Here is a 21992-nt window from a genome sequence, read left to right as displayed (position 1 = left end):
GATCGTGGTCAATTAGCAGGCGTTGTTTAAGGCACTTTAAGATAGCCCGGTCTTGATCCCAATCAAAGACGGGGCTTTACTCGCTTGAAAGAGTTGGCAGCGAAACAAGAGGTTGTTGTGGGCAACAACTAAACCCTGATCGGCCTCATCATGAAAGCGATGATTCTTCGACAGATCGGGACGCCTTTGGCATTTGTCGAGCGCGAAGATCCTCTGCCGGGCTTCGGTGAGCTGAGGATAAAGGTGGAGGCCTGCGCCGTTTGCCGCACCGACCTGCATGTCGTGGATGGTGATCTCAAGGACCCCAACCTTCCGCTCGTTCCGGGTCACGAGATCGTCGGTATTGTCGATGCCGTCGGCGAAAGCGTCGACACCGCGAGGCTTGGCCGCCGTGTCGGCGTTCCCTGGCTTGGTCACACCTGCGGAACATGCTTCTATTGCCGGACGAAGGCGGAGAACCTGTGTGACCGGCCGCAGTTCACTGGCTATAGTCGCGATGGTGGTTTTGCCACTCATGTTGTGGCAGATGCAGCCTTTGCCTTTGATCTCGACAAAGATTCCGATCCTGTATCCCTTGCGCCGCTTCTGTGCGCCGGATTGATCGGCTGGCGCTCGCTCAAAAAGGCCGGCGATGGCGGGCGGATCGGTCTCTTCGGCTTTGGCGCTGCCGCGCATATCCTGACGCAGATATGCGTTTGGCAAGGCCGGGACGTTTATGCTTTCACGCGAGCCGGCGATCACGCGGCACAGCAATTCGCTCGGGATCTCGGAGCGCTATGGGCCGGTGGTTCGGAAGAGAACCCGCCGGTTCCGCTTGATGCAGCGATCATATTCGCGCCCGTGGGCGATTTGGTGCCCACCGCGCTCAAGGCAGTTCGCAAGGGCGGCGTGGTCGTGTGCGGCGGAATTCACATGAGCGATATTCCGTCCATGCCCTATGCTGTCTTGTGGGGCGAGCGCGAACTTGTTTCGGTCGCCAATTTGACACGTGAGGACGCTGCGGAGTTTTTCTCGGTTGCCAGCCGTGCTGCGGTGCGAACCCATACGACGATCTATTCGCTGCAGCAGGCCAATGAGGCGATCGCCGATCTTCGCGCGGGCCGTCTCATCGGAGCGGCAGTATTGGTCCCCGAGGCGAGCTAGCTATTCGTCTTCTTCCAGCACAGCGATAAAATTGAGAAGCGTCTTAAGAGACTGTTTATAACTCACGAGCTGGCGAAGTTGAGTCGCGCATGGATCGTCACCTTCCGGTTTTGAATCGGCCAAATCAGGATGGGACCGCTCCAGGGCATCTATCAGTTCCTGATAGATTCTGGCTTGCTCCCTCAGGAATTTATGACGCTCCGGGTCTTTCATCTCTTACCAAGCTCCAGCGCATGGGCGGGTTTCAAAAACCGATGGCTCAAACAAACATGCATTGTTGCTGGAATTTGGTGGAACGACCTTGAACTAAATCAAATTCGACAAATGACGGCGCGCCGCGCTCGATAAAAAGATGCGAAAACTGACTTTCTTCGGCGCGGATGCGCCGCTATCATCGCAATCAAGAGTAGGACGCGGCGATCCTTGACTTGGCGCAAGGCATTCTCCCGTCTGCAGCAGCCACGCCGTCATCGGTCGAAATTCACAGTTGCGAGAAGCGGTGCATGCAAGATTTCATATCGCGCCAGAATATCGAGCGGTTTCGTAAACTGCTGAACAAGGCATGCGACGAAGAGGAACGGCGAATACTTTGCCAGCTTTTGGAAGCCGAAGAAAAGAAGCTGGCGGATTCGCAGGCCGCAGCGACCGGGAAAGAGCCTGGCGATCAAACCTGAGCCTACGGGCAAACGACCGTTGTTCCCGGAACGCCAATTGAACCGGCTCATCGTTGTAAGGGATCCCTTTCTTGTCCCACTGGTTCCCAGCCGGCGGAGCAAAATTGCGGTGTTGCGGTAGCCTCGATGATCTTCTACAGCGTCGTAGATTTTGCGGTGCGCAGTGTTCCGCCTCGGACCGGTTGCAATTAGCGCTCGCGCGACTACCTTCTGTGCTCACCACCTCAATCCATACCAAAGAGAAAATGGCCGGGAGCTAGTCATGTGCCGAAATATAAAACCCCTGTTCAATTTCGATCCACCAGCGACGGATGAGGAGATTCATGATGCCGCGCTCCAGTTCGTGCGTAAGGTGAGCGGAACGACCAGACCTTCGAAGCGCAATGAGATCGTGTTCGAGCGAGCGGTCAGTTCGATCGCGGCATGCGCCCGCGAACTGCTCAATTCGCTGGAAACTTCTCAGCCACCGCGCGATCGGGAGGAGGTAGCGGCAAAGGCCCGCGCGAGAACGGCGGTCCGATTCGCGTAAGAGAGCCCTGTCACGCAAAGGAGATCTTAGTCAGGTCTCAAATTGGCTCGAAGCACAATTTGGCTGATGACTGGTTTCGGCCCCAAACCTGCCATTTCCCATATTAGCTAGACCGAGCGGTCCCTCGGTGCCCGTTGGCGATCACGTCCATCATCGCTTTCCTAGCCTGCCGCGCGCGCATATCGAGCCGGCGGCATTCCAGCATGTCGCGCAAACGCGACGCTAAAGGTGCTTGCCGACCCGTAGCCCACGCGTTCCGCCACTTGGTCGATTCCGAGATTCCGATCCCGCAACAGCTGCTTTGCGAGAGCCATGCGCCAGGCGAGCAGATACTCCATCGGGGGCAGGCCGACGATGCGGTTGAACCGCGCAAAGAAAGCCGAGCGGGACAGTGCGGCTTCGTTTGCGAGATCTGCGACAGTCCAAGGATGTTCGGGGCGAGCATGCATCGCATGAAGCGCGGCAGCCAAGCGTTCGTCACCCAAGCCGCGGCCCAGGCCAGGTGTGGATGTGGTTTCCGTTCCGGATCGCAGTGCCTCGATCAACAACACCTCGAGAAGCCGCTCCAGCACGATCTCGCGTGCCGCCCGATGCTCGCGCGTCTCCTCGTCGAGCAACTGCATCAGCGTGGCAAGCCGGGGCCGATCGCGAACGAGAACCACATCCGGCAACAGTGAGACAAGCAGGGCTGAATCTGGCGCGCCGAAGCTGCAATGGCCGATCCGCATGCGCAGATCGGCAGGACCGTCATGGCGTCCGACTCGGAAATGCCCTTCGCCGACCTGTGTCGGGAACATGGCGGACAGATCGGCCGGCGCATCGATGCTCTCATTGACCAGGTTCCGCATCGCCGGCGCGAGTACAAAGTCGCCGGCCTGGAGGATGAATGATTGATGGCTGCCGAACCTAACGCGGCAACTCCCCTCCAGGATCGCGCAATAGAATGGTTCGCCCGTCGCCTCACGATGAATTCGCCACGAACCTGCACATTCCACCAGCTTCGAGAAACGGACGGCAGGCTGTAGCAGAGTGACGATTTCGGCAAGAGGATCGATGGCCATTATCAGGACTAACGCTAAAGAAATGCAGACTGTAGCCTATATTAAGTCCTTTGTCTGGTCACTACCATAGTGTCGTTCACCCTGTATGGAGATGTCTATGCCTACGATATTGATCACCGGTTGCTCGTCCGGCTTTGGTCTGGAAACCGCAAAATTGTTCCTCGAAAGGGGCTGGGACGTGATCGCGACGATGCGAACACCCAACGAGGATTTGCTGCCGGCCTCCGAGCGCCTGCGCGTGCTTGCGCTCGACGTCACCGATTCGACAAGCATCGCGCGGGCAGTGGAGGCGGCAGGTCGCATTGACGTTCTGGTCAACAATGCCGGCTTCGGCGCGCCATCTCCGGTCGAACTGACAGCACCAGAGACGGTCCAGGCGCTGTTTCAGACGAATACGATCGGAACACTGGCGATGGTTCAGGCTGTCGCGCCGCAAATGCGCCGGCGCCGGGCCGGGGCCATCATCAACGTCACTTCCACGGTGACGGTCAAGATATTGCCAGTCATCGGGGTCTACCGCGCGAGCAAGGCGGCGGTAAACGCCTTCACCGAGTCGCTAGCGGTGGAAATGGAGCCATTTGGTGTGCGCGTCCACATCGTTTTGCCGGGTCGTTCGCCGGAAACAAGCTTTGGCGCCAACGCCCGTCCACATCTGCGTGGCATGGACGACCCGGACTATGCACCGCTTCTCCAGCAATTCGTAAAGAGTGTGCAGGAAGACACAGGTCCCGTGACCTATGCACCCGACGTGGCAGAGGCGGTATGGCGAGCCGCCACCGACCCATCTGCCCCACTGCGTATTCCAGGTGGTGCGGACGCAGAGCTTTGGATGGCCGAGGCAGGTTTGTAACCGGGATTGTGGTGGCCGACGCGGTGACGCAGTTGCCGCTTCGGCCAATAAATCAAGCGGAATGTGCTGTCATCCGGCGAAGGGCTCAGCTTTTTCTTCGCAGCATCATCATAAGGAAAGGCGCACCGACGAGGGCCGAGACGAGGCCGGCGGGGATTTGGTATGGCCAGACGATGGTACGGCCGATGAAGTCCGCAAGGACCATCAGCGCGCCGCCGATGGCGGCGGCTCCCGCCATTTGTGGGAGCGCGCGGACGAGCCCGGTTTCCCGTGCCAGGTGAGGTCCCATAAGGCCAATGAACGTCAGCGGGCCGACGCTCAATGTTGCCGCAGCGCTCATCAGGCCGGCAAGGCCGAAGAGGAGGAAGCGGGACTTGCGAACCGGAATGCCGACGGCGAGCGCCGGCGATGGACCGAGTGGCAGGATATCCAGCCAGCGCCGGGCGAGGAAAGCCGCCGTAGTCAGAATTGCAGCCGCAATGGTAACGGTTGCGGCAGAACGGCCGTCGACGCTGTAGGTCGAACCGCTCATCCAGCGCATAAGGAGGACAGCGCGCGGATCGCCGGTGGAACTCAGGACGCCGACGATGGCATCGACCATGGCGCTCAAGGAGATGCCAGCCAGCAGGACACGCTCCGGCGCCAGTCCCGTGCGCATCGAGCTGAGCAGAATCACGGCGAGCACAACAAGCGCGCCAATGGCCGCGAAGGTCAATTGTCCGGCAAGTCCCGGAACGAAGACGAAGACGGCAATGGCAACACCGAAGGTCGCGCCCGCGCTGATGCCCAGCACCTCCGGGCTCGCCATCTCATTGCCGGTGATCCTCTGCAGAATGACGCCGGCAACGGCGAGCATTGCGCCCGACGACAGCGCGGCAAAGACCTTGGGCAGCCGCATCGGAATGATCTCACCAAAGAGCGCCGCATGAGGGAAGCCCCAGCTTCCATCGATGCCGCGTCCAACAAACACAGCGACGACGAGCGCTGCGAGCAACAGGCAGAGTGCGACGGCAAGCGTGTTCGTTCCGGCAGGCGCCCATGAACGCGCCCGTTCTTTGAGCTGCAACGCCCGGTGCCGGACCTTCAGCCGGGGAAGCAGCAGCAGAAGCAGCGGCGAGCCGAAAATCGCCGTCACCGCGCCGGTGGGCAAGAATTCTCCCAATTTCCCCGCGACGAGCTGGATGGTGGCGTCGGCAATCAGCAACAGTCCGGCGCCGATCAAAGGCGACCACAACAACAATTGCTGCGGTCGCCGTGCCCCGGAAAGCCGGGCAATCGTCGGCGCAACCAGACCGATGAAGCCGATAACCCCGACGGCGCTGGTCACAATTGCTGCAAGCGCAACCGCACAGCCAACGACGATGAAACGCAGCCGGACAAGGCTGACTCCGAGCGCCGATGCTGTGCCTTCACCAAGATCGAGAAGAGAAAGCGGCCGCATGACGAGCGCGCAGATGATCGCGATAACAGCCGTTTTCCACAGCAGTGACACTGGGATGACCCAGCTCTGCTGCGCAAGCGATCCCGCCCCCCAGATGAAGAGGCTGACGAGATAACGCTCGTTCAGGAGTGTCATGATTGCCGCCAAGGCGCCGCACCACAGGCTGATGACGAGACCCGACAATACCAGCGAGAAGGGTGAAAAGCCGCGCCGCGCCCCGAGGCTCATGACGATGCCGGCGACCACCGCGCTTCCTCCGAGCGCGACCAGGTCCCGGCCCAGTCCCAGCAAGCCTGGGAAGAACAAGGTCGTGACGACCAGAGCCAGATTGGCGCCAGCGGAAATTCCGAGTGTGGTCGGGTCGGCGAGGGGATTGCGCAGAACCTGCTGAAGGAGCGCGCCGGCCAGCGAAAGCGCCGCGCCTGCGAGCAGTGCCGTCGCGAGGCGAGGGAACGTCGAATAGAAAAGGACCATTCTCGGCACGTCGTAGCCAGCCTGGCTTTTCGCTTCGAGCGAATGGGCGACGAGGAACCACGAGAGAAGGGCGCCGACGCCAAGGAGCACCAGCGCGACGATTGCGGGTCCGAATGCGAACCTTCCAAAAACCCTGTTCATGCCTTGGGATCCAAAAGGTCTGTCAACAAGCGGCCGAACCGCATCGCCTCGTTGACCATGCCGAACATCAAGGCAGGGGGAAGGATTGAGAGCCGCCCCGGCCGGGCAAACGGCAGGCTTTGCCAAAGAGGGCTTTCCATGATTTTAGACAGGACATCAGCAGGTATCGGCTCGAAGGCGATCAGGCGCGCATCGGGATCGGCGACGCGGGAGAGCTCTTCGATGGCGATGGTCTGGAAGCCCCAGTAATTCGATTCCTCGGTCCAGGCGTTTCGCACGCCGATGCGCTCCAGAACGTTGTGATAGAGGCCCGGGCTCGCATAGATTCGGGCATGCCGCGCGTCCATGAAGTTGACGAGCGCTACGGGAGGTGGAGATTTCGCGCTAAGACGGGCGTGACGATCGGTGAAGAAAGCATCCGCACGCGCGAGAAAACCTTCGGCCTCCGCTTCCCGGCCGATCGCAGCCCCGAGTTTTCTTGTCGCCGCGATAGCCGCCGGCAATATAGGGCCGATACCGGGCTTGTAGATCTCGAGCCGAACGACTTTCGCGACCTGCTTCAGCTTCGGCAGGAGCTCGTCGAGATAGGGTGTCGTCAGGATGATATCCGGCTTGAGGGCAACAAGGAGTTCGAAATTGACCTCCCACGAGCTGCCAAGGTTCACGGCAGACTTGGGCATTGCCGGCTCGACCACCCATTTATCCCAGTCGGCCAGATCGGACACTGCCAACGGAACGATGCCGAGCGACAGAAGCGTCGATGCAAGACCATAGTCGAGGCTGACGATTCGTGGTGCGGATTGCGCAAAAGCCGGGGCATTGCCGGCCACCGCCGCAGCGGCCATTGCCCGCAGGAGCGCTCGACGCGACAGGGCGGAAAAGGGAACCGGATTAGCAGGCATAGGCGAGCGGATAGCCAGTTTTAGGTGCGGCAATGACATCCATATCGATGCCGTAGATCTCCTGCAGTCGCTCGCGCATCAGGATCTCATTCGGTTTTCCGTTGGCGACGACGCGACCACGTTTCAACGCGCAGATGTGATCACAGAAGCGAGCAGCCATGTTGATGTCGTGAAGGACGATGATCACGCTCAGGCCCTTTTCATGGGAGAGCCTGCGCACCAGAGACAGGACCTCGATCTGATGGGCAATGTCGAGGGCCGCGGTCGGTTCGTCCAGCAGCAGGCATTCGGTATCCTGCGCGACCAGCATGGCGAGCCATGCTCGCTGTCGTTCGCCGCCGGACAGCGTGGCAACGATGCGGTCCGCCAGAGGTTCCAGATGCGTCAAGACAAGCGCTTGCTCCACCTTTTCTTCATCCGTCTTGGAAAAGCGCCCGAGGGGACCATGCCAAGGATAGCGCCCGCAGCGCACCAGCTCCCGCACGGTCATATCGGCGCTGGCGCTCACATCCTGCGGCAGATAGGCGACCGAGCGGGCAAAGGCGCGCTCGGGAAATGAGCTGATGTCCCGGCCGGCATAGCAGGCCAAGCCTGCCGTCGGCAGGATCTGCCGGCCGAGGATTTTCAGCAGGCTGGATTTTCCCGAACCGTTATGCCCGACCAAGGCAACGAACTCACCTTTTGGGAACGACAGATCGACATCGCTAAGGATGTCGTTCCCGTCTATCGAAAGCCGAATGCGATGCGTTGCGAATGCCTCGGTCGAGGCGGTTGCGCCGGGTGTGTCTCTGCGATGTTCCACGTGTCGTCCCTCGCGGCAAGGTGCCTGTCGGTACTAAAGATGACTGCAATTATCAAGTATTATTTTTGTCTCTGACGTCCCCGCCGCGATCGCCGCCGTCCCTTCCATGGTGAGCACGAAAACATCTGTTTGTCATTGGCTTAAACCGGTCGCGCTGGCTCTTGCGCCGAGCGCGGGACGTCGGATTTTTTAAGTTGACTCTTTCAGTTATGTTTATATTTTGCCCGCAACGCAGGCGGATCGCCGGGGGACCGCTACTCCGCTACGTGACCAGAAAATGACAGACAGGAGTGGCTTTGCATGGTGATCAACCGGCAGGGAGGGTTTCGCGCGTCCTTAAAATGCGTGGATGGGCGTCGTGTGACGGGGCATCTTGTTGCTGGCAGTGCTTTGACAGCCGTTTCTTTGGCGCTGGCGCCGACGGCTTGGGCACAGGAATCCGCGACCGAACTTCCGAAGATCGTCGTGGTCGGCAAGTCCGACCGTGCTAGCGGTCCCGATGCCACCATCGTCGCCACGGACACGATGACCGGCACCAAGACGGACACTCCAATCATCGATATCCCGGCGGCCGTCTCGGTGGTGACGGAAAAGGAGCTCGAAGAGCGTCATGTCGACAATCTGCAGCAGGCCGTCGCCTACACCGCAGGCGTCTTCACGGACGAGTTCGGCAATGACGACCGTTATGACTATTTCCGTATTCGCGGCTTCGACCAGACGGCGCTCGGCACTTACCGCGACGGGCTCACGGCCCGCATCCCCGCTTGGTACACGGCAAGCCGCCTTGAGCCCTATGGTTTGCAGCGCGTGGAAGTCCTGAAGGGATCGACGTCGACGCTTTTCGGTCTCAACGCGCCGGGTGGTCTTATCAATGCGATCACGAAGCGTCCGCCGGAGGAAAAGCAGGGCGAGGTCTACACATCCTTCGGCGATGGAACCAAGGAGGTCGGCACCGACTTTGGCGGGCCGCTCGATGCTGATGGTGTCTGGAGCTATCGGTTGACGGCGCTTTCCAAGGATGGAGACCTAGGCTGGGACTATTCCAAGGATGATCGTCTCTATGTCGCGCCGGCTCTGACCATCAAGCCCGACGAAGGAACGTCGCTCACCATTCTGACCGACTACTACAAGCGGGACGGGACCGGCGCGCGGGGCTTTCCGGTCGGCGCCGATCTGGACATCAATACCTTCCTGGGCGAACCCGATTTCAATCGCTTCGACACCCGTCAAAGCGATATCGGCTATCAGTTCGAGCATGAAATCAGCGATGGTCTGACCTTCCGCTCTAATGCCCGCTATACACATCTCAGCCTCGATTATGCCGAGGTTTATGGAGCCTCCCTCGATCCGACCGCTGACCGCGAGGCCTTCTCGGTGGATGGCCTGTCGAACCGCTATGTGATCGACAACCAGCTGCAATACGATACCGGGTGGAAAGCCTTCGACAGCAAGACGCTTGTCGGCATCGACTACGCCAACGACAACACTCGCGAAAATATCCAGTACGGCACAGCCGGGCCGATCGACATCTACAATCCTGCCTACTGCGGTCTGTCCTGCATCAATCTCAATCCCTACGTGAATTGGCGGGTCAAGCAGCAGGCCGTTGGGTTCTACGCGCAGGAGCAGTTGACCTTCGACGATCGTTGGATCGCCACACTTGGCGGCCGTTGGGACCATGTCCACACGACCGCAGATTATGTCGACCTGGGCACCAGGGACGACAACACCGAATCCGCGTTCACCAAACGCGCTGGGCTCACCTACAAGATCAATTCCAATCTCGCCGCCTATGTAAATTATTCGGAAAGCTTCCAGCCTCTCGTGACGCCGTCCGCCAATGGCTATGCGTTGAGCGGTTCGCTGAAGCCCCAGAAGGGCCAGCAGTACGAAGTCGGCCTGAAGTATCAGCCCGACAATTTCGATGGGCTGTTCAGCGCCGCCCTGTTCGATCTGACGCAGACCAATGTGCCGACTTACGTGACGCCGCTCATTCAGGAGCAGATCGGCAAGGTGGGCGTGCGTGGCATCGAGCTGGAGGGCAAGGCGGCATTGAGCGATCATGTCAACCTGACGCTGGCTTATTCCTATTGGGATGCCGAGATCCGCGAGGACGGAACGAGCGGAAATGTCGGCAACAGGCCGCAGCGCGTTCCGAGACATCTTGCCTCGGCCTGGCTCGACTACACGATCCCTGGAGAAGGGCAGCGCGGCGATCTGAACCTTGGCGGCGGCGTCCGCTATATCGGGCAGACCTATGGTGACGACGCAAACACGGTCTCTGTCGGAGGATATGCCGTGTTCGATGCGGCGGTCAGCTATAACGTGACCAAGAACGTCAAGCTTGCGGTCAATGCGACAAACCTCTTCGACCGCAAGTATGTCGCGAGCAGCTACTACGGAACCGAGTACTACGGCGATCGACGCAAGGTCGTTGGAACGCTGAAATATTCCTGGTGAGATTGGGTAGGTCGTTGGTTCAGACCCAAGCCTCGTCAAAGCAACCGATACCGCCCGCGCCCTCGGGTGCGGACGGCGACCGCGATCTTGGAGCTCTGTTGGTTCGCCACGGTGGAGAGAAATACGGCTTCTGCCGCGGGAAATTCTTGCTAGACGCCCCGGCAGGTTGCGATGTCATCGCATGTTCGGCGCTTTGCGAAGCAGATTGCTTCAACAGCATCATCGACCGATACGGGGCGAGATTTTTGCCGGCCGATCGCCGCGCCATCGTATCGCTCTGGACTCTTTATTACCTCAGTACATTGACCATCAACACCGCGCTGGCATGGCTGGAGCTGCGACGTTACCTGCCGGTCTCGCTCGATGAGGTCTCGGTATGTCTCGACCGGGAAACGGCGACGCCGGTGTCATTTCTTCTACCAAATCTCGGACAGGTGCGGGAGCTTGATATCCATACCGCAATGGCGCCTCTCCTGCGGCAGCACATAGAACCCCTGACAGACGCGATTTCCCATCATGCGCATCTGAGCGCCAAACTGCTTTGGGGGAATGCGGCTGGCTATCTCGATTGGATCATCGATGAAACAGGCCGTCAAAGCGCTCCCGCATTAGCTGAGGAAGGGGCGCCACTGATTTCCGACCCCACGTTTCCCGACGGCGAGAAGAACCCCTTGTGTGGCGCCCTTCGCAACATGCAGGACGAGAGCGGCCTCGCGTTCAAACGCCGCAAAGTCTGTTGTTTGCGCTATTGCCTGCAGGATGTCGGCGGATGCGGCGCGAGCTGCCCGCTGCCGCAAGGACGACGATAGGCCGGAAACAAAGCCGCCGCCCACACGGTTTGTAATACCTCGTCTTCGAAAAGCCGTGAGCGAAAATCACGCTTCGATAGTCGCTTCCTCGTCTTTCGAAGGCCATCCCTGATCCCTGTCGGCACCCAAACAATGTTACGTGAAGTGATGCTCTTGGCGCTGACAAGGCGTCGTTGCCTCTGCTAGGTGCATAGCAGCAAATCGACTGTACGTCCGTTATCAAATATCAGGAGCTTGAGCATGACCGGTTCTTCCGAATACACGCCGCCGAAAATCTGGACCTGGAACAAGCCGAGCGGAGGCCAGTTTGCAAGCATCAATCGCCCGATCGCGGGACCGACACATGACAAGGAGCTGCCGGTCGGCCGCCATCCCCTCCAACTCTATTCGCTGGCGACGCCGAATGGCGTGAAGGTCACGATCATGCTCGAAGAGCTGCTGGCTCTCGGCCATAGCGGCGCGGAATATGACGCCTGGTTGATCAAGATCGGCGAAGGCGAGCAGTTCGGAAGCGGCTTCGTTGCGGTCAATCCGAACTCCAAAATACCGGCTCTAATGGACCGCAGCGGCCCGAAGCCGATCCGGGTCTTCGAGTCCGGTTCTATCCTGACCTATCTCGCCGAAAAGTTCGGCGCTTTCCTGCCGACCGACCCGGCCGCGCGTGCCGAATGCTTTTCTTGGCTGTTCTGGCAGATGGGTAGCGCGCCTTATCTCGGCGGCGGGTTCGGCCATTTCTACGCTTATGCGCCGGAGAAGATCGAATATGCAATCGACCGCTTTGCCATGGAGGTCAAGCGCCAGCTCGACGTGCTCGATCGTCGCCTCGCTGAAAGCGAATATCTAGGCGGCAAGGACTACACGATCGCCGATATCGCCGTTTGGCCCTGGTACGGCGGCTTGGCCAAGGGCTGGCAATATGGGGCGGGTGAGTTCCTTCAGGTGCAGGACTATAAGAACGTTCAGCGCTGGGCGGATGCGATCTTCGAACGACCGGCGGTAAAGCGTGGGCGGATGGTCAACCGGGTATCCGGCGAGCTCTCAGGCCAGTTGCATGAGCGCCATGACGCCAGCGATTTCGAAACCAAGACGCAGGACAAGCTCGCAGCCGCGAGCTGAGCAAACTTCTCGTTACAGCCGAAGCTGGGCTAAAAGCGCCGCCCGGCTTCATCGACGCACCGCGCCGACCCTTGCAAGCACCTCGTTGGGGATGGCGTAGCGTTGAATGACATCGCAACCGTTTCGCAGGCCGCAGGTTTCGCGCTGAATGAAGAAGGCCCAGACGGCGTCGGAAGCTTTGTCCACGAGGCTTTCGCGGTCCGCGTCGTTGTGGCGTGCGGCATCCCATGCCCGCAGTTCCGCAAGCGCGGTCTCCACCTTCAGCCCGTGGCGTCCGAGGGAATTGGCGCGCTCGGACATGAGTTCATATTCGAGAACATTGAACCCGCTGTCGGTCGAATGAAACTGCCTCAAGGATTGCGGTGGACGAACGCTCATGGATAGAGATCCCCTTGCTCGGCGATGATGTTAGCCGATCATCTGCGGCAGATCGATAGCCTCCGGGCGAAGTTGCACAGGGATGTCCAGCATTGCATTGCGATAGATATGCGATTGTATCATATCGGCTATCTCGCTTATCAAGAGCGGCCGATGGGACTAGGCTGCCGAAACCCCAATGGTGCCCGCAGACTTGCGAATTCCGGGGTCATTCTGCGATGGCTGGCCTCGAGTCGGCCGACTGCGCCGCTTCAGTGGTTACGCCTAAAAAATATGCGATCGGCAATTAGTTATGCATTCTGTGCAATAGTGTATTGAGGGATCGGCGCTGTTACCCGGGAAGGCCGCGCTTTATATTCTAACCATCGAAAGTACGGCGGCGTCCGGATGGCAGCCGCTCTCCCAAGCCCGAAGAAAGGGGATGAACATGAACGTAGCGCATTCCTTCAACAACTGGCGCAAGTATCGTCGGACCGTATCGGAACTCGGCCGCATGTCGAACCGCAGACTAAACGATCTCGGCATCGAACGCTCGGATATCCAGCGTATCGCTCGCGAATCTGTCGCTCGGTAATATTGAATTCTCTCGCACCGTGATGGTGCGATGTTTCGCACGCCCGCTCTCACACAGCGGGCGTTTTGTTTATCGATTTCCACGCGTCACGGCGCAGGCGAACCAAAGATCTGAAAATATCCCCAGGCGGCTGCGAAAACCGCAATCACGACAATGACGACAAGCAATTGGCGCAACCCGGGTCGCGGTGTCCTGGGCGGCTTTGGCCTTCGAAATTGGATGACGTTGTCGTTCATTTGACCTCGGTTATCAGACAATTCCATTCATGAGGGGATAAATAGAACTGTCTGGTATCCGAGAGCAAGACATTCCGAAACCGGCGGGTTCGCAGAGCGGGGGGCGGCGGACAAAAACGGTACGATTTCAGCCGAGGATACGTTGGCGCAGCTTTTCGATCTCGTCGTTGGACAGGCCGATCCGCACGACATAGTCCGGCATGCTGCCATAGATCCGGGTGATGTGCTGGAGTGTAGAGCGCATGGTCTGCGGTTCGCTGGCAAGAACGAGCTCGATGAATGCGGGGTCGGCGCCGCCCCGCAAGGACTTCTCCCGCAGGCGTTCGATCAACCGTCCGGCGATTGCGCCAGTAAGGGCATAGTCCTCGGTAATGGTATTGTCATCGACACCTGCGATTGCAAGCAGGATGGCCGCGATTATGCCGGTGCGATCCTTGCCGGCGCTGCAATGGAAGAGCACAATCCCCTCCGGCGCCGTCGCAATCGCACACAGAACACCGGCGATGGCCGGCTGGCAGTTTTCGATGGCGTCGCGATAGCGTGCGGCCATATCGAAAGGGCTCTTGCCGGTCTTCGCGGTCGTCAGGATAGGCGCAAGAGCGGAAAAGAGCGGGAGATTGTGATATTGCACGCGCCCGTCCACACCAAACGGATTGATTTCCAGCGCGATTTCTTCAGCGCTGCGCAGATCGATCACGGTGGAAAGGCCCGCCCTTAGAAGGCTCTCGATATCGGCAGCGCTGAGCAAATGCAGCCCATCGCTTCTGAGAAGCGCGCGCCAACGTGTGCTGGCGCCGGTCATCGTCGCATAACCGCCGAGATCTCGGACGTTGTGCGCACCCTCGAGCACCAGAAGACGTTCATAGGCTTTCGACATCAGCGGATTCCCGACTTCATGAAGGATTCGATCACCTGCCTCTGCAGGACGAGATAGATGAGGAGGATCGGCAGGCTGGCGAGTGTTGCCGCCGCCATCAACGGCCCCCAGAGATTGCCTTCCTGCGTCATGAACATCTGCAGGCCGATCTGCACAACCGAGTTTTCGATCTTGCGCGACAGCAGCAGCGGCCAGAAATATTCGTTCCAGGCGGAGATGAAGGCGAGGATGGCGAGCGAGGCGATCGGCGCTCGCATGTTGGGCACGACGATCTCCCACAGGATGCGCCAGTGCCCCGCTCCGTCCATGCGCCCCGCCTCCAGCACTTCGGTCGGAAACGACCGCATGGAATGGTAAAGCAGAAGAACGGCGAAGGCGGCGACTGCATTCGGGATGATCAAGCCGCCGAGGCTGTCGAGCAGACCGAGCTGGGAAGCGAAGACATAGTTCGGGATCATCGTGACCTGAAACGGCACCAGCCACGAAAGTGCGATCAACCCGTTGACGAACCCAGCAAGACGCATGCGCCAGCGGACCAGCGCATAGGCGGCAAGAAGGCCGGTGAGAACCTGCAGGGCAGCCGTCGTTACCGAAACGATGGTCGTATTGGCGATGATGCGCAGGATCGGCATCTTGGCGAATACATAGGCATAGTTCTCAAGCGACGGATCTGCCGGCCAAAGCGCGGTCGAGAAGATGTCGTTGTCTGCCTTCAGCGAGCTGATGATCATCCAGTAGATCGGAAATACCGCGACGAAAGACAGAAGGATCATCAGCGCATGGAGGCAGGTCATCCGAAGCGTCAGGCGACGGCCGCCGGTTGCCTGACTTTGTGACAAGAGGTCAATTGTCATAGACGGCATACCTCTTCATCAGGCGCAGGCAGGCGAAGGCGATGACCGCAAAGCTCGCAAAAGTGATCATGCCTGCAGCCGCGCTCCAACCGGCCGAGAGCGTTTCGAAGCCGTACTCCCAAAGCACGTAGAAGATATTCGTCGTCGATTTCAGCGGGCCGCCATTGGTCAGCACGCTGATATAGGCGAAGCTCCACTGCGCGCCAAACAAGATTGTCATCATCGATAGGAGCATGATCGTTGGCGACAGCAGCGGCAGACGGATATCGCGGACGATCTGCCAACGGCTGGCGCCATCGATGCGCGCCGCCTCGACATAAGACCGATCGATACCGGCATTGGCGGAAGAAAAGAGCAGCGTCGAAAAACCGATGAGCTTCCAGCCCGTGATCCAGGTGAGGGTCGCCAGGGCATAATAGGGGTCGGTCAGGAAGCCGACGGTTCCGAACCCTGCGAGCGCGAGGAGGTTGTTCACGAGCCCATGATCGTCGCTCAAAAGCCAGCGCCACAGGATCGCCGCAACGACCGGAGGCACGATCATCGGTACAAAGATCAGGGTGCGATAGAGCATGCGCAGACGGCCCTGCAGGTCCTGCGTCAGGATGGCGACGAAAAGCGGGATAATCACCGACATCGGAAACAGGCCGATGATGTAGAAAAGCGTGTTCCAAAGCGCTGTGCGCATCTCGGACAACGCGAAGATCCGCCGGTAATTGTCGAGGCCCACGAAGCGTTGCGGTGCGGTCGGCAGCATGTTCCACTGGTAGAAGGAGAGCTTGAAGGCTTCCACCAGTGGAATGTAGGTCCACACAAAAAGCAGGATCAGCGCCGGCGCGAGATAGAGCCACGGTGCTATGCCGGCGCCGCGCTGTCGGTTGGGCGCCGGGCGGATCGCGATGCTCATGGATTGCGTCAGATCAGCCTGGATATCGGTCATGAAAATCGTCCCGAAACGACACCGGCCGAAACTTCGGGCTTCGGCCGGTATCGTTCTCGTTATGGCATGAGGTCTTGTGCGGCCTGTTCCGCCGTCTTCAGGGTCGCGACCGGATCGCCGCTGCCGAAGACGGCCTGGCGAACCGCGTCCATCATCATGTTTTCGACCTGGCGATAGTTGGGGCCCGGGAAGGCGATATTAGGCGTCAGGCGATTCAACTGTTCGAGATTGGGCCGGATCATTGGATTCTGCTTCACCCATTCGCCGAGATATTTCGGATCGTCGACGATATCGAGACGCAGCGGCAGATAGCCGATCTTGCTGGTGATGATCGTATAAGCTTCCTTGCTGGTCAGGAACTTCAGCAGCTCGTAAGAGGCGCGCTGCTTGACCGGATCCTTGCTGAAGACGAAGAGGGCGCTGCCCGAATTCGTCGGCGCCGTCGGCTTGTCGCCAAAGGACGGCATGGCGGCAACGCGCAGATCGAACTTGCCGCCGGCCGATTTCTTAAGGCTGGCGTAGAGCGCGCTGGTATAGAGGAACATGCCGAGATTGCCGCTTGCCATGGTATCGGCGGGGCTCGCGACATCGATGCGCGCATGCGCGCCGCTATCGACCATGTCGCGCAGCATCTTGACGGCGTCGGCGGCATCGCCGTCGGCAAAGGTCAACGTGTTGCCTTGGCGCACCTTGCCGCCGTTCGACATCACGATCGCCTGATAGACAAAGGTGCCGTCGGCGGGACCGTAGGCGCCCGGGAAGAAGCCGTTCTTACCCGTCTTCTGCTTGATCGCTTCGCCGGCCTTCTTGACATCGGCCCAGGTCTTCGGCGGAGTGTCGGGATCGAGGCCGGCCTGCCGAAAGAGGTCGGCATTGTAATAAAGGATCGGCGTCGAAAACGTGTAGGCAAGCCCATAGGTCTTGCCGTCGACCTTGCCGAGTTCAAGGCCCTGCGGGATCATGCCAGACAGGTGATCTTTCAATTCCTGCGGGCTCACCATGTCCTCGAGCGCGTTGGCGCCGAGATCGCTCGCGATATAGATCAGGTCACGGAAAACGAGCTGGGCGACATCCGGCTGCTGGCCGGCGACGATATCAGCCTGTACCCGGCTCATGATCTCGTTCGAGGGAACGGCGATCGTCTCAACGGTGATGTTGGGGAATTTCTGCTTGAAGACCGCCAGCAACTCCTTGGTGGCATCGGCACCTGCGCTCGCGGATGCGAGATTGTAGTTGTAGAAGCTGATCGTCACCGGCCCGTCGACGGTCGCCGGCATGTCTGCAAAGGCCGCCGAAAACGGCACCAGAGCGCCGACTGCAAGCGTCGACATCAGCTTCAGATAGGTTCTGCGCAACATTTTAAATTCTCTCCGGTCGGATTATTCTGCGGCGACGGGAACGGCCCGTTCCATCAGCATTTTCAAAGGGTAGACGTTGAGCTCGGCGCGGTCGGAAGGCAGCGGCACGAAGGCCATCGTCAGGCCGGAGGGCCGGATCGTACCGATGCCGAAAGAAGCGCCACGAACCATGCGCAGCACGTCCTTGCGCAGAATATCGGTTGCTGCATGATGGCCCATGCCGACGACGACCGGGATGCCGTGCCACACGGACACGCGGTCGTGATGGATGTGACCGCTCAGAATGCCGATGATGTTGCGGCCCTTCAGGACTTCGGCAAGACGTTGCGATTGCGGGAAGTGGATCGTCCGCCAGTGGGTAAGATCGGGCTCTTCGCCGAGGGCAGGCGGGTGATGCACGACGATGAGCTTCGGCAGGTCCGGATGGGTGTCGAGCGTGCGTTCGAGCCATTCGAACTGAGTGGGATCGATCGTTCCGCCGATCAGGCCGGGCGTGCTGGAATCGATTGTGACGATATGGATGCCTGCGACCACGCGATCATGGTCATAAGGCGCATCGGGGCTCTCCGCCGCAATCTCCATGCCGTCATAGAAGCCGGCGCGCGTATCGTGGTTGCCGAGGGCGTAGATCACCGGAACGTCGATATCGGCCATGATCTCCTGCAGCCTGCGAAAGCTTTCGGCGTCGCCGCGATTGGTGAGGTCGCCGCTCGCGACAACGAATTCCGGCTTCGGCGTCACCGTCGCAACAAGCGCCAATATCTGGCGCAGCGTTTCCGTCGTGTCGCTGTAGAGATGATCGTCATCGGGCGTGCCGACGTGCAAGTCGGTCAGGTGGATAAAGGTCGTTTCGCGTGACACAGCGGGCCTCCAATCAAAAATAGGGTCGGGAACTGAAGCGGCGAGCCGCGGAAAACGGCTGATATCTTCGGCTCACAAAAGGGGGTCAGGGTTGTTCGGACACCCTTGGGGCCGACGTGCCATCACCGGCGTTCAGACTATGAACATGACCGATAGTGGAGCTCGTTATCGTTGACGTGACGAATTTCGAACGCTGTTCGAGAGTGGTCCAGCGCAGGAGCGCGCTAGCTCTGGCGGCGGAACATCGGCGAAATGACCTCGACCATGCGGGCGATTACGATATCGGCATTGTCGAGATCGATGGCGTGATTGGTCAGGATTTCGGTGCGGGAGCGGCTGCGGGTGACCTGCGAGCGGATTCCCAGCGCACAATTCAGCCGCCAGCCGACATCGACGTCGTCCAGCCAGGGAGCGATGCGCTTCAGGGGCGGGATGAACGCCCTATGGTGTTCGACATTATCGATGATCCGCCGATAGTGGTCGACGTCGCGATGGCGCTGGGCAAGCGACGTGACATGTGAAAGCACCGGATAGCTGGATGTCGGATCGAGACTCCAGCGGATGGAGGGACCGACATGCGCGGCGATGACCTCATCAAGATCAGCCGGGCCGGGCGCTTTGCGCGCGATCGCCTTGTGCAGAAGGCTCAAACGCTCGGCATTCAGGCGCCGGTACACGCGCTCGGCGACGGCGATGATCAACGCTTCCTGCGAGCCGAAATGATAGCTGATTGCCGACGGCGTAGCGTGCGCGGCCATGGCGATGCGCCGCGCCGTCAATTCCTCGAGCGTTGCCACATCGCAGAGAAGATGTTCACAGGCATCCATCAGCCTGAACGCGGTGGGATTTGTCCGACCATGCATTACCAATACCAGCTTTCGTCAGCCGGCTTTGGTTAGCACGGAATGGATGTCGTAGCGATGACGGCTGCGGTTGAAAGCCAAAAGGCCACCGCTTAGCCGCCAAAGTGACTTTGGGGTCGCTCGCTCCAGGCTTGCGTACATGATCGCAACTTATTTCCCCACTTTGCCGCGGGAAGAGAAAGCCGTTTCTTATAATACATTTAATCTACGTATTTTATAGATTATCGAAGCGACGCCGCGGTGCCGGCACGATTATCGGATGATCCATATGTCCTATCTTCTGAGTCTTCTCGACAAGAGCCCCATCGACGCTGGGAATAATGCCACGGATGCGTTGCGGGCGACCGTCAGACTGGCGGTTCGAGCCGAGGAGCTTGGCTATCATCGCTTCTGGGTGGCCGAGCACCACAATATGGAGAATTTGGCGAGTTCGGCGCCGGAGGCGCTGATCGGCTATCTGCTCGCCAAGACATCGAAGATCCGCATCGGCTCCGGCGGCGTGATGCTGCAGCACTACAGCGCTTACAAGGTGGCGGAAACCTTCAATCTGCTCTCGTCGCTGGCACCCAGCCGAGTCGATCTCGGCGTCGGCAAGGCGCCTGGCGGCTTTCCGCTATCGACGCGGGCGCTGCAGGCGGCGGTCGATCCGGAGCGCAAGCCGAGCTTTGCCGACCAGTTGGCCGACATCAATGCTTATCTTTCAGGCGAATCCTCGGCGGATACCGCCGTCGCAACGCCGCTTCCTTCGATCGCGCCGGAGCGGTTCCTGCTCGGCGCCTCCGTCGACAGCGCCAAGCTGGCAGCCGAGAAGGGCTGGGAGCTGGTCTTTGCCGGCCATCTGAACGGCGATCCCGAAAACCTCCGCAAGACGTTTGAGGCCTATGAGACGGCAAGTGGCGGCAAGAGCCCGATCCTGGCGCTGGCGGCCTTTGCCGCCGAGAGCGAGGAGCAGGCGCGCGCACGTGTCGGCGATCTGCGCATCGTCAAGATTTTCCTTCCCAACGGTCAGACGATCAATGTCGGCAGCGAGGAACAGGCGGCCGAATTCGCCCGGCAAGCCGGCGTCAGCGACTACCGGACCGAAGAGAGGGTGCCGAGCGTGCTGCACGGTACGGCGGCGCAGATCCGCAATGAGCTGGACGAACTGCATCGCCGCTACGGCGTCAAGGAATTCATTCTGGACACACCGGCGCTGACGGCTGCCGAGCGTCTTTCCTCCGTCGAGCTGCTCGCCAAGGAGCGGCTCTCCCTCGTCGCTTGATATTACTGAAGAGGATTGCTCCCATGGCTCAGAAACACATCACGTTCGGCATCATGCTGCAGGGTCCCGGCGGCCATATGAATGCCTGGAAGCATCCGAGCGGTCCGGCCGATGCCAGCGTCAATTTCGGCTTCTTTATCGATACGGCGCGCAAGGCGGAGGAAGCCGGCATCGCCTTCGCCTTCGTCGCCGACGGTCTCTACATCAACGAACAGTCGATCCCGCATTTCCTCAACCGTTTCGAGCCGATCTCGATCCTGTCGGCGCTTGCCGCCTCGACCTCGAAAATCGGCCTCGTCGGCACGGTTTCGACCTCCTATAGCGATCCCTTCACCATCGCCCGGCAATTCGGCTCGATTGATCTGATCAGCGGCGGCAGGGCGGGGTGGAATGCGGTGACTTCGCCGCTCGAAGGGTCGGGCCGCAACTACAGTCGCGAACATCCCGAACATGAGCTGCGCTACGAGATCGCCGACGAATATCTCGACGTCATCAAAGGCCTGTGGGATTCCTGGGACGACGACGCTTTCATCCGCAATCGCGAAACCGGCGTTTTCGTCGACAAGTCAAAGCTGCGGCGGCTAAACCACAAGGGTCGCTTCTTCCGAGTGGAAGGGCCGCTGAATATAGGCCGTTCGAAGCAAGGGCAGCCGGTCGTCTTCCAGGCAGGCGCCTCGGACTCGGGTATCCGGCTTGCCGGCAAGCATGCCGATGCCGTCTTCACCAATGGCGGGCCGATCGAGGAGGCGCAGGCCTTTTATCGCCAGCTCAAGGACAGCGCGATCGCGCATGGGCGATCGGCCGCGGAAGTCGGCATTTACCCGGGTATCGGCCCGATTGTCGGGGCGACGAAGGAGGAGGCGGAGGCGAAATATCAGACAATCCGCAATCTCGTCACCATCGAAGAAGCGCTGCTCTATCTCGGCCGCTTCTTCGATCATCATGATTTCAGCGTCTATCCTCTGGACGAGCCTTTCCCCGATCTCGGCGATATCGGGCGCAACAATTTCCGAGCCACCACAGACCGTATCAAGAAGACGGCGCGCGAGAAGGGGCTGACGCTACGCGAAATCGCGCTCGATTCCGCAACACCCCGCACCGCCTTCATCGGAACCGCGGAACATATCGCCGACGAGATCATCCGCTGGGTGGATCAGGGTGCTGCCGATGGCTTCATCCTCGGCTTCCCGGTGATTGCCGAAGGCTTCGATGACTTCGCCAGATACGTCCTGCCGATCCTGACCGAACGCGGCTATTTCGACCCCGCGCTGAAGGGCTCGACGCTGCGTGATCATCTGGGCCTGCCCTACCGCGACAGCCGCTATGCGCAGGCGAAGGACGAAGCCGAACAAGGAAGGGCGATCCGTGCCTGAGGCATGATCGACGCTGCC

At 59.8% G+C, this 21992-nt stretch carries 22 protein-coding genes; 10 read left to right on the top strand and 12 right to left on the bottom strand.

The features are described from left to right. Nucleotides 1-150: 150 nt before the first annotated feature. Nucleotides 151-1143 (top strand): zinc-dependent alcohol dehydrogenase family protein, encoded by a 993-nt coding sequence (locus tag PY649_RS05325; RefSeq protein ID WP_285867146.1) that lies wholly within the window; start codon nt 151-153, stop codon nt 1141-1143. Here PY649_RS05325 and PY649_RS05320 read toward each other — a convergent pair whose 3' ends face one another. Continuing rightward, the gene (locus tag PY649_RS05320) at nt 1144-1356 is read right to left on the bottom strand and encodes a hypothetical protein (RefSeq protein WP_285867145.1); all 213 of its coding nucleotides are present in this window, start codon (nt 1354-1356) and stop codon (nt 1144-1146) included. It abuts the gene before it with no gap. 215 nt (nt 1357-1571) lie between these two features. Here PY649_RS05320 and PY649_RS05315 point away from each other — a divergent pair, with 215 nt between their 5' ends. Both PY649_RS05315 and PY649_RS05310 read left to right on the top strand, forming a co-directional pair. Further along, nucleotides 1572-1817: a hypothetical protein gene (locus PY649_RS05315; protein ID WP_285867144.1), complete on the top strand. Its 246-nt coding sequence runs from the start codon at nt 1572-1574 to the stop codon at nt 1815-1817. A 262-nt stretch (nt 1818-2079) separates the two neighbouring features. Further along, nucleotides 2080-2346 (top strand): DUF2277 domain-containing protein, encoded by a 267-nt coding sequence (locus PY649_RS05310; RefSeq protein WP_285867143.1) that lies wholly within the window; start codon nt 2080-2082, stop codon nt 2344-2346. A 161-nt stretch (nt 2347-2507) separates the two neighbouring features. Here PY649_RS05310 and PY649_RS05305 read toward each other — a convergent pair whose 3' ends face one another. Beyond that, nucleotides 2508-3407 (bottom strand): AraC family transcriptional regulator, encoded by a 900-nt coding sequence (locus PY649_RS05305; protein ID WP_285867142.1) that lies wholly within the window; start codon nt 3405-3407, stop codon nt 2508-2510. Between the two features lie 97 nt (nt 3408-3504). Here PY649_RS05305 and PY649_RS05300 point away from each other — a divergent pair, with 97 nt between their 5' ends. Beyond that, on the top strand, nt 3505-4257 hold the full coding sequence (locus tag PY649_RS05300; protein WP_285867141.1) for an SDR family oxidoreductase: 753 nt from the start codon (nt 3505-3507) through the stop codon (nt 4255-4257). Nucleotides 4258-4342: 85 nt separating this feature from the next. Here PY649_RS05300 and fhuB read toward each other — a convergent pair whose 3' ends face one another. The 3 genes from fhuB to PY649_RS05285 are packed head-to-tail and all read right to left on the bottom strand — an operon-like array spanning nt 4343 to nt 7954. Next, nucleotides 4343-6313: a Fe(3+)-hydroxamate ABC transporter permease FhuB gene (gene fhuB, locus PY649_RS05295; RefSeq protein WP_285867140.1), complete on the bottom strand. Its 1971-nt coding sequence runs from the start codon at nt 6311-6313 to the stop codon at nt 4343-4345. Next, on the bottom strand, nt 6310-7215 hold the full coding sequence (locus PY649_RS05290) for an iron-siderophore ABC transporter substrate-binding protein (protein WP_285867139.1): 906 nt from the start codon (nt 7213-7215) through the stop codon (nt 6310-6312). Before PY649_RS05290 ends, fhuB begins: the two co-directional genes overlap by 4 nt. Further along, entirely contained in the window at nt 7205-7954 is a 750-nt protein-coding gene (locus PY649_RS05285; RefSeq protein WP_432761328.1) for an ABC transporter ATP-binding protein, read from the bottom strand. Before PY649_RS05285 ends, PY649_RS05290 begins: the two co-directional genes overlap by 11 nt. 363 nt (nt 7955-8317) lie before the next feature. On the opposite strand from PY649_RS05285, the gene PY649_RS05280 reads away from it, so the two are divergent. The 3 genes from PY649_RS05280 (at nt 8318) to yghU (ending at nt 12402) form a co-directional block, all read left to right on the top strand. Then, nucleotides 8318-10477 (top strand): TonB-dependent siderophore receptor, encoded by a 2160-nt coding sequence (locus PY649_RS05280; RefSeq protein ID WP_432761320.1) that lies wholly within the window; start codon nt 8318-8320, stop codon nt 10475-10477. Nucleotides 10478-10722: 245 nt separating this feature from the next. Then, a complete protein-coding gene (gene fhuF / locus PY649_RS05275) occupies nt 10723-11286 on the top strand; it encodes a siderophore-iron reductase FhuF (protein WP_285867138.1) in 564 nt (187 codons plus the stop codon). 240 nt (nt 11287-11526) lie between these two features. Further along, entirely contained in the window at nt 11527-12402 is an 876-nt protein-coding gene (gene yghU, locus PY649_RS05270) for a glutathione-dependent disulfide-bond oxidoreductase (protein ID WP_285867137.1), read from the top strand. A 48-nt stretch (nt 12403-12450) separates the two neighbouring features. On the opposite strand, the gene PY649_RS05265 is transcribed toward yghU, so the two are convergent. Continuing rightward, entirely contained in the window at nt 12451-12780 is a 330-nt protein-coding gene (locus PY649_RS05265) for a DUF6665 family protein (RefSeq protein WP_285867136.1), read from the bottom strand. Between the two features lie 427 nt (nt 12781-13207). Between PY649_RS05265 and PY649_RS05260 the strand changes: the two genes are divergently transcribed. Then, complete coding sequence (locus PY649_RS05260) at nt 13208-13354, top strand: DUF1127 domain-containing protein (RefSeq protein ID WP_285867135.1); 147 nt, start codon at nt 13208-13210, stop codon at nt 13352-13354. Between the two features lie 363 nt (nt 13355-13717). On the opposite strand, the gene PY649_RS05255 is transcribed toward PY649_RS05260, so the two are convergent. The 6 genes from PY649_RS05255 to PY649_RS05230 form a co-directional block, all read right to left on the bottom strand. Next, nucleotides 13718-14467, bottom strand: coding sequence for a tyrosine-protein phosphatase (locus tag PY649_RS05255; protein WP_285867134.1), 750 nt, complete (start codon nt 14465-14467; stop codon nt 13718-13720). Continuing rightward, nucleotides 14467-15321, bottom strand: coding sequence for a carbohydrate ABC transporter permease (locus PY649_RS05250; RefSeq protein WP_285867133.1), 855 nt, complete (start codon nt 15319-15321; stop codon nt 14467-14469). Before PY649_RS05250 ends, PY649_RS05255 begins: the two co-directional genes overlap by 1 nt. Beyond that, the gene (locus PY649_RS05245) at nt 15311-16258 is read right to left on the bottom strand and encodes a carbohydrate ABC transporter permease (protein WP_285867132.1); all 948 of its coding nucleotides are present in this window, start codon (nt 16256-16258) and stop codon (nt 15311-15313) included. Before PY649_RS05245 ends, PY649_RS05250 begins: the two co-directional genes overlap by 11 nt. 59 nt (nt 16259-16317) lie before the next feature. Beyond that, a complete protein-coding gene (locus PY649_RS05240; RefSeq protein WP_285867130.1) occupies nt 16318-17616 on the bottom strand; it encodes an ABC transporter substrate-binding protein in 1299 nt (432 codons plus the stop codon). A 21-nt stretch (nt 17617-17637) separates the two neighbouring features. Then, nucleotides 17638-18477, bottom strand: coding sequence for a metallophosphoesterase family protein (locus PY649_RS05235; protein WP_285867129.1), 840 nt, complete (start codon nt 18475-18477; stop codon nt 17638-17640). Between the two features lie 224 nt (nt 18478-18701). Further along, entirely contained in the window at nt 18702-19340 is a 639-nt protein-coding gene (locus tag PY649_RS05230) for a TetR/AcrR family transcriptional regulator (protein WP_285867128.1), read from the bottom strand. A 268-nt stretch (nt 19341-19608) separates the two neighbouring features. On the opposite strand from PY649_RS05230, the gene PY649_RS05225 reads away from it, so the two are divergent. Beyond that, nucleotides 19609-20601, top strand: a complete 993-nt coding sequence (locus tag PY649_RS05225; RefSeq protein ID WP_285867127.1) for an MsnO8 family LLM class oxidoreductase — start codon at nt 19609-19611, stop codon at nt 20599-20601. A 23-nt stretch (nt 20602-20624) separates the two neighbouring features. After that, entirely contained in the window at nt 20625-21974 is a 1350-nt protein-coding gene (locus PY649_RS05220) for an LLM class flavin-dependent oxidoreductase (RefSeq protein WP_285867126.1), read from the top strand. Nucleotides 21975-21992: the final 18 nt, after the last annotated feature.

Source organism: Rhizobium mayense, from assembly GCF_030272705.1.
GTDB lineage: Bacteria > Pseudomonadota > Alphaproteobacteria > Rhizobiales > Rhizobiaceae > Rhizobium > Rhizobium mayense.
This window is presented reverse-complemented; position numbering and strand designations above follow the sequence as displayed.

Excerpts from the sequence above, each read along its gene's own strand:
- PY649_RS05325 (WP_285867146.1), top strand. The coding sequence starts at position 151 with ATGAAAGCGATGATTCTTCGACAGATCGGGACGCCTTTGGCATTTGTC.
- PY649_RS05320 (WP_285867145.1), bottom strand. The coding sequence starts at position 1,356 with ATGAAAGACCCGGAGCGTCATAAATTCCTGAGGGAGCAAGCCAGAATC.
- PY649_RS05310 (WP_285867143.1), top strand. The coding sequence starts at position 2,080 with ATGTGCCGAAATATAAAACCCCTGTTCAATTTCGATCCACCAGCGACG.
- PY649_RS05305 (WP_285867142.1), bottom strand. The coding sequence starts at position 3,407 with ATGGCCATCGATCCTCTTGCCGAAATCGTCACTCTGCTACAGCCTGCC.
- PY649_RS05300 (WP_285867141.1), top strand. The coding sequence starts at position 3,505 with ATGCCTACGATATTGATCACCGGTTGCTCGTCCGGCTTTGGTCTGGAA.
- fhuB (WP_285867140.1), bottom strand. The coding sequence starts at position 6,313 with ATGAACAGGGTTTTTGGAAGGTTCGCATTCGGACCCGCAATCGTCGCG.
- PY649_RS05290 (WP_285867139.1), bottom strand. The coding sequence starts at position 7,215 with ATGCCTGCTAATCCGGTTCCCTTTTCCGCCCTGTCGCGTCGAGCGCTC.
- PY649_RS05280 (WP_432761320.1), top strand. The coding sequence starts at position 8,318 with ATGGTGATCAACCGGCAGGGAGGGTTTCGCGCGTCCTTAAAATGCGTG.
- yghU (WP_285867137.1), top strand. The coding sequence starts at position 11,527 with ATGACCGGTTCTTCCGAATACACGCCGCCGAAAATCTGGACCTGGAAC.
- PY649_RS05265 (WP_285867136.1), bottom strand. The coding sequence starts at position 12,780 with ATGAGCGTTCGTCCACCGCAATCCTTGAGGCAGTTTCATTCGACCGAC.
- PY649_RS05260 (WP_285867135.1), top strand. The coding sequence starts at position 13,208 with ATGAACGTAGCGCATTCCTTCAACAACTGGCGCAAGTATCGTCGGACC.
- PY649_RS05255 (WP_285867134.1), bottom strand. The coding sequence starts at position 14,467 with ATGTCGAAAGCCTATGAACGTCTTCTGGTGCTCGAGGGTGCGCACAAC.
- PY649_RS05250 (WP_285867133.1), bottom strand. The coding sequence starts at position 15,321 with ATGACAATTGACCTCTTGTCACAAAGTCAGGCAACCGGCGGCCGTCGC.
- PY649_RS05245 (WP_285867132.1), bottom strand. The coding sequence starts at position 16,258 with ATGACCGATATCCAGGCTGATCTGACGCAATCCATGAGCATCGCGATC.
- PY649_RS05240 (WP_285867130.1), bottom strand. The coding sequence starts at position 17,616 with ATGTTGCGCAGAACCTATCTGAAGCTGATGTCGACGCTTGCAGTCGGC.
- PY649_RS05230 (WP_285867128.1), bottom strand. The coding sequence starts at position 19,340 with ATGCATGGTCGGACAAATCCCACCGCGTTCAGGCTGATGGATGCCTGT.
- PY649_RS05225 (WP_285867127.1), top strand. The coding sequence starts at position 19,609 with ATGTCCTATCTTCTGAGTCTTCTCGACAAGAGCCCCATCGACGCTGGG.
- PY649_RS05220 (WP_285867126.1), top strand. The coding sequence starts at position 20,625 with ATGGCTCAGAAACACATCACGTTCGGCATCATGCTGCAGGGTCCCGGC.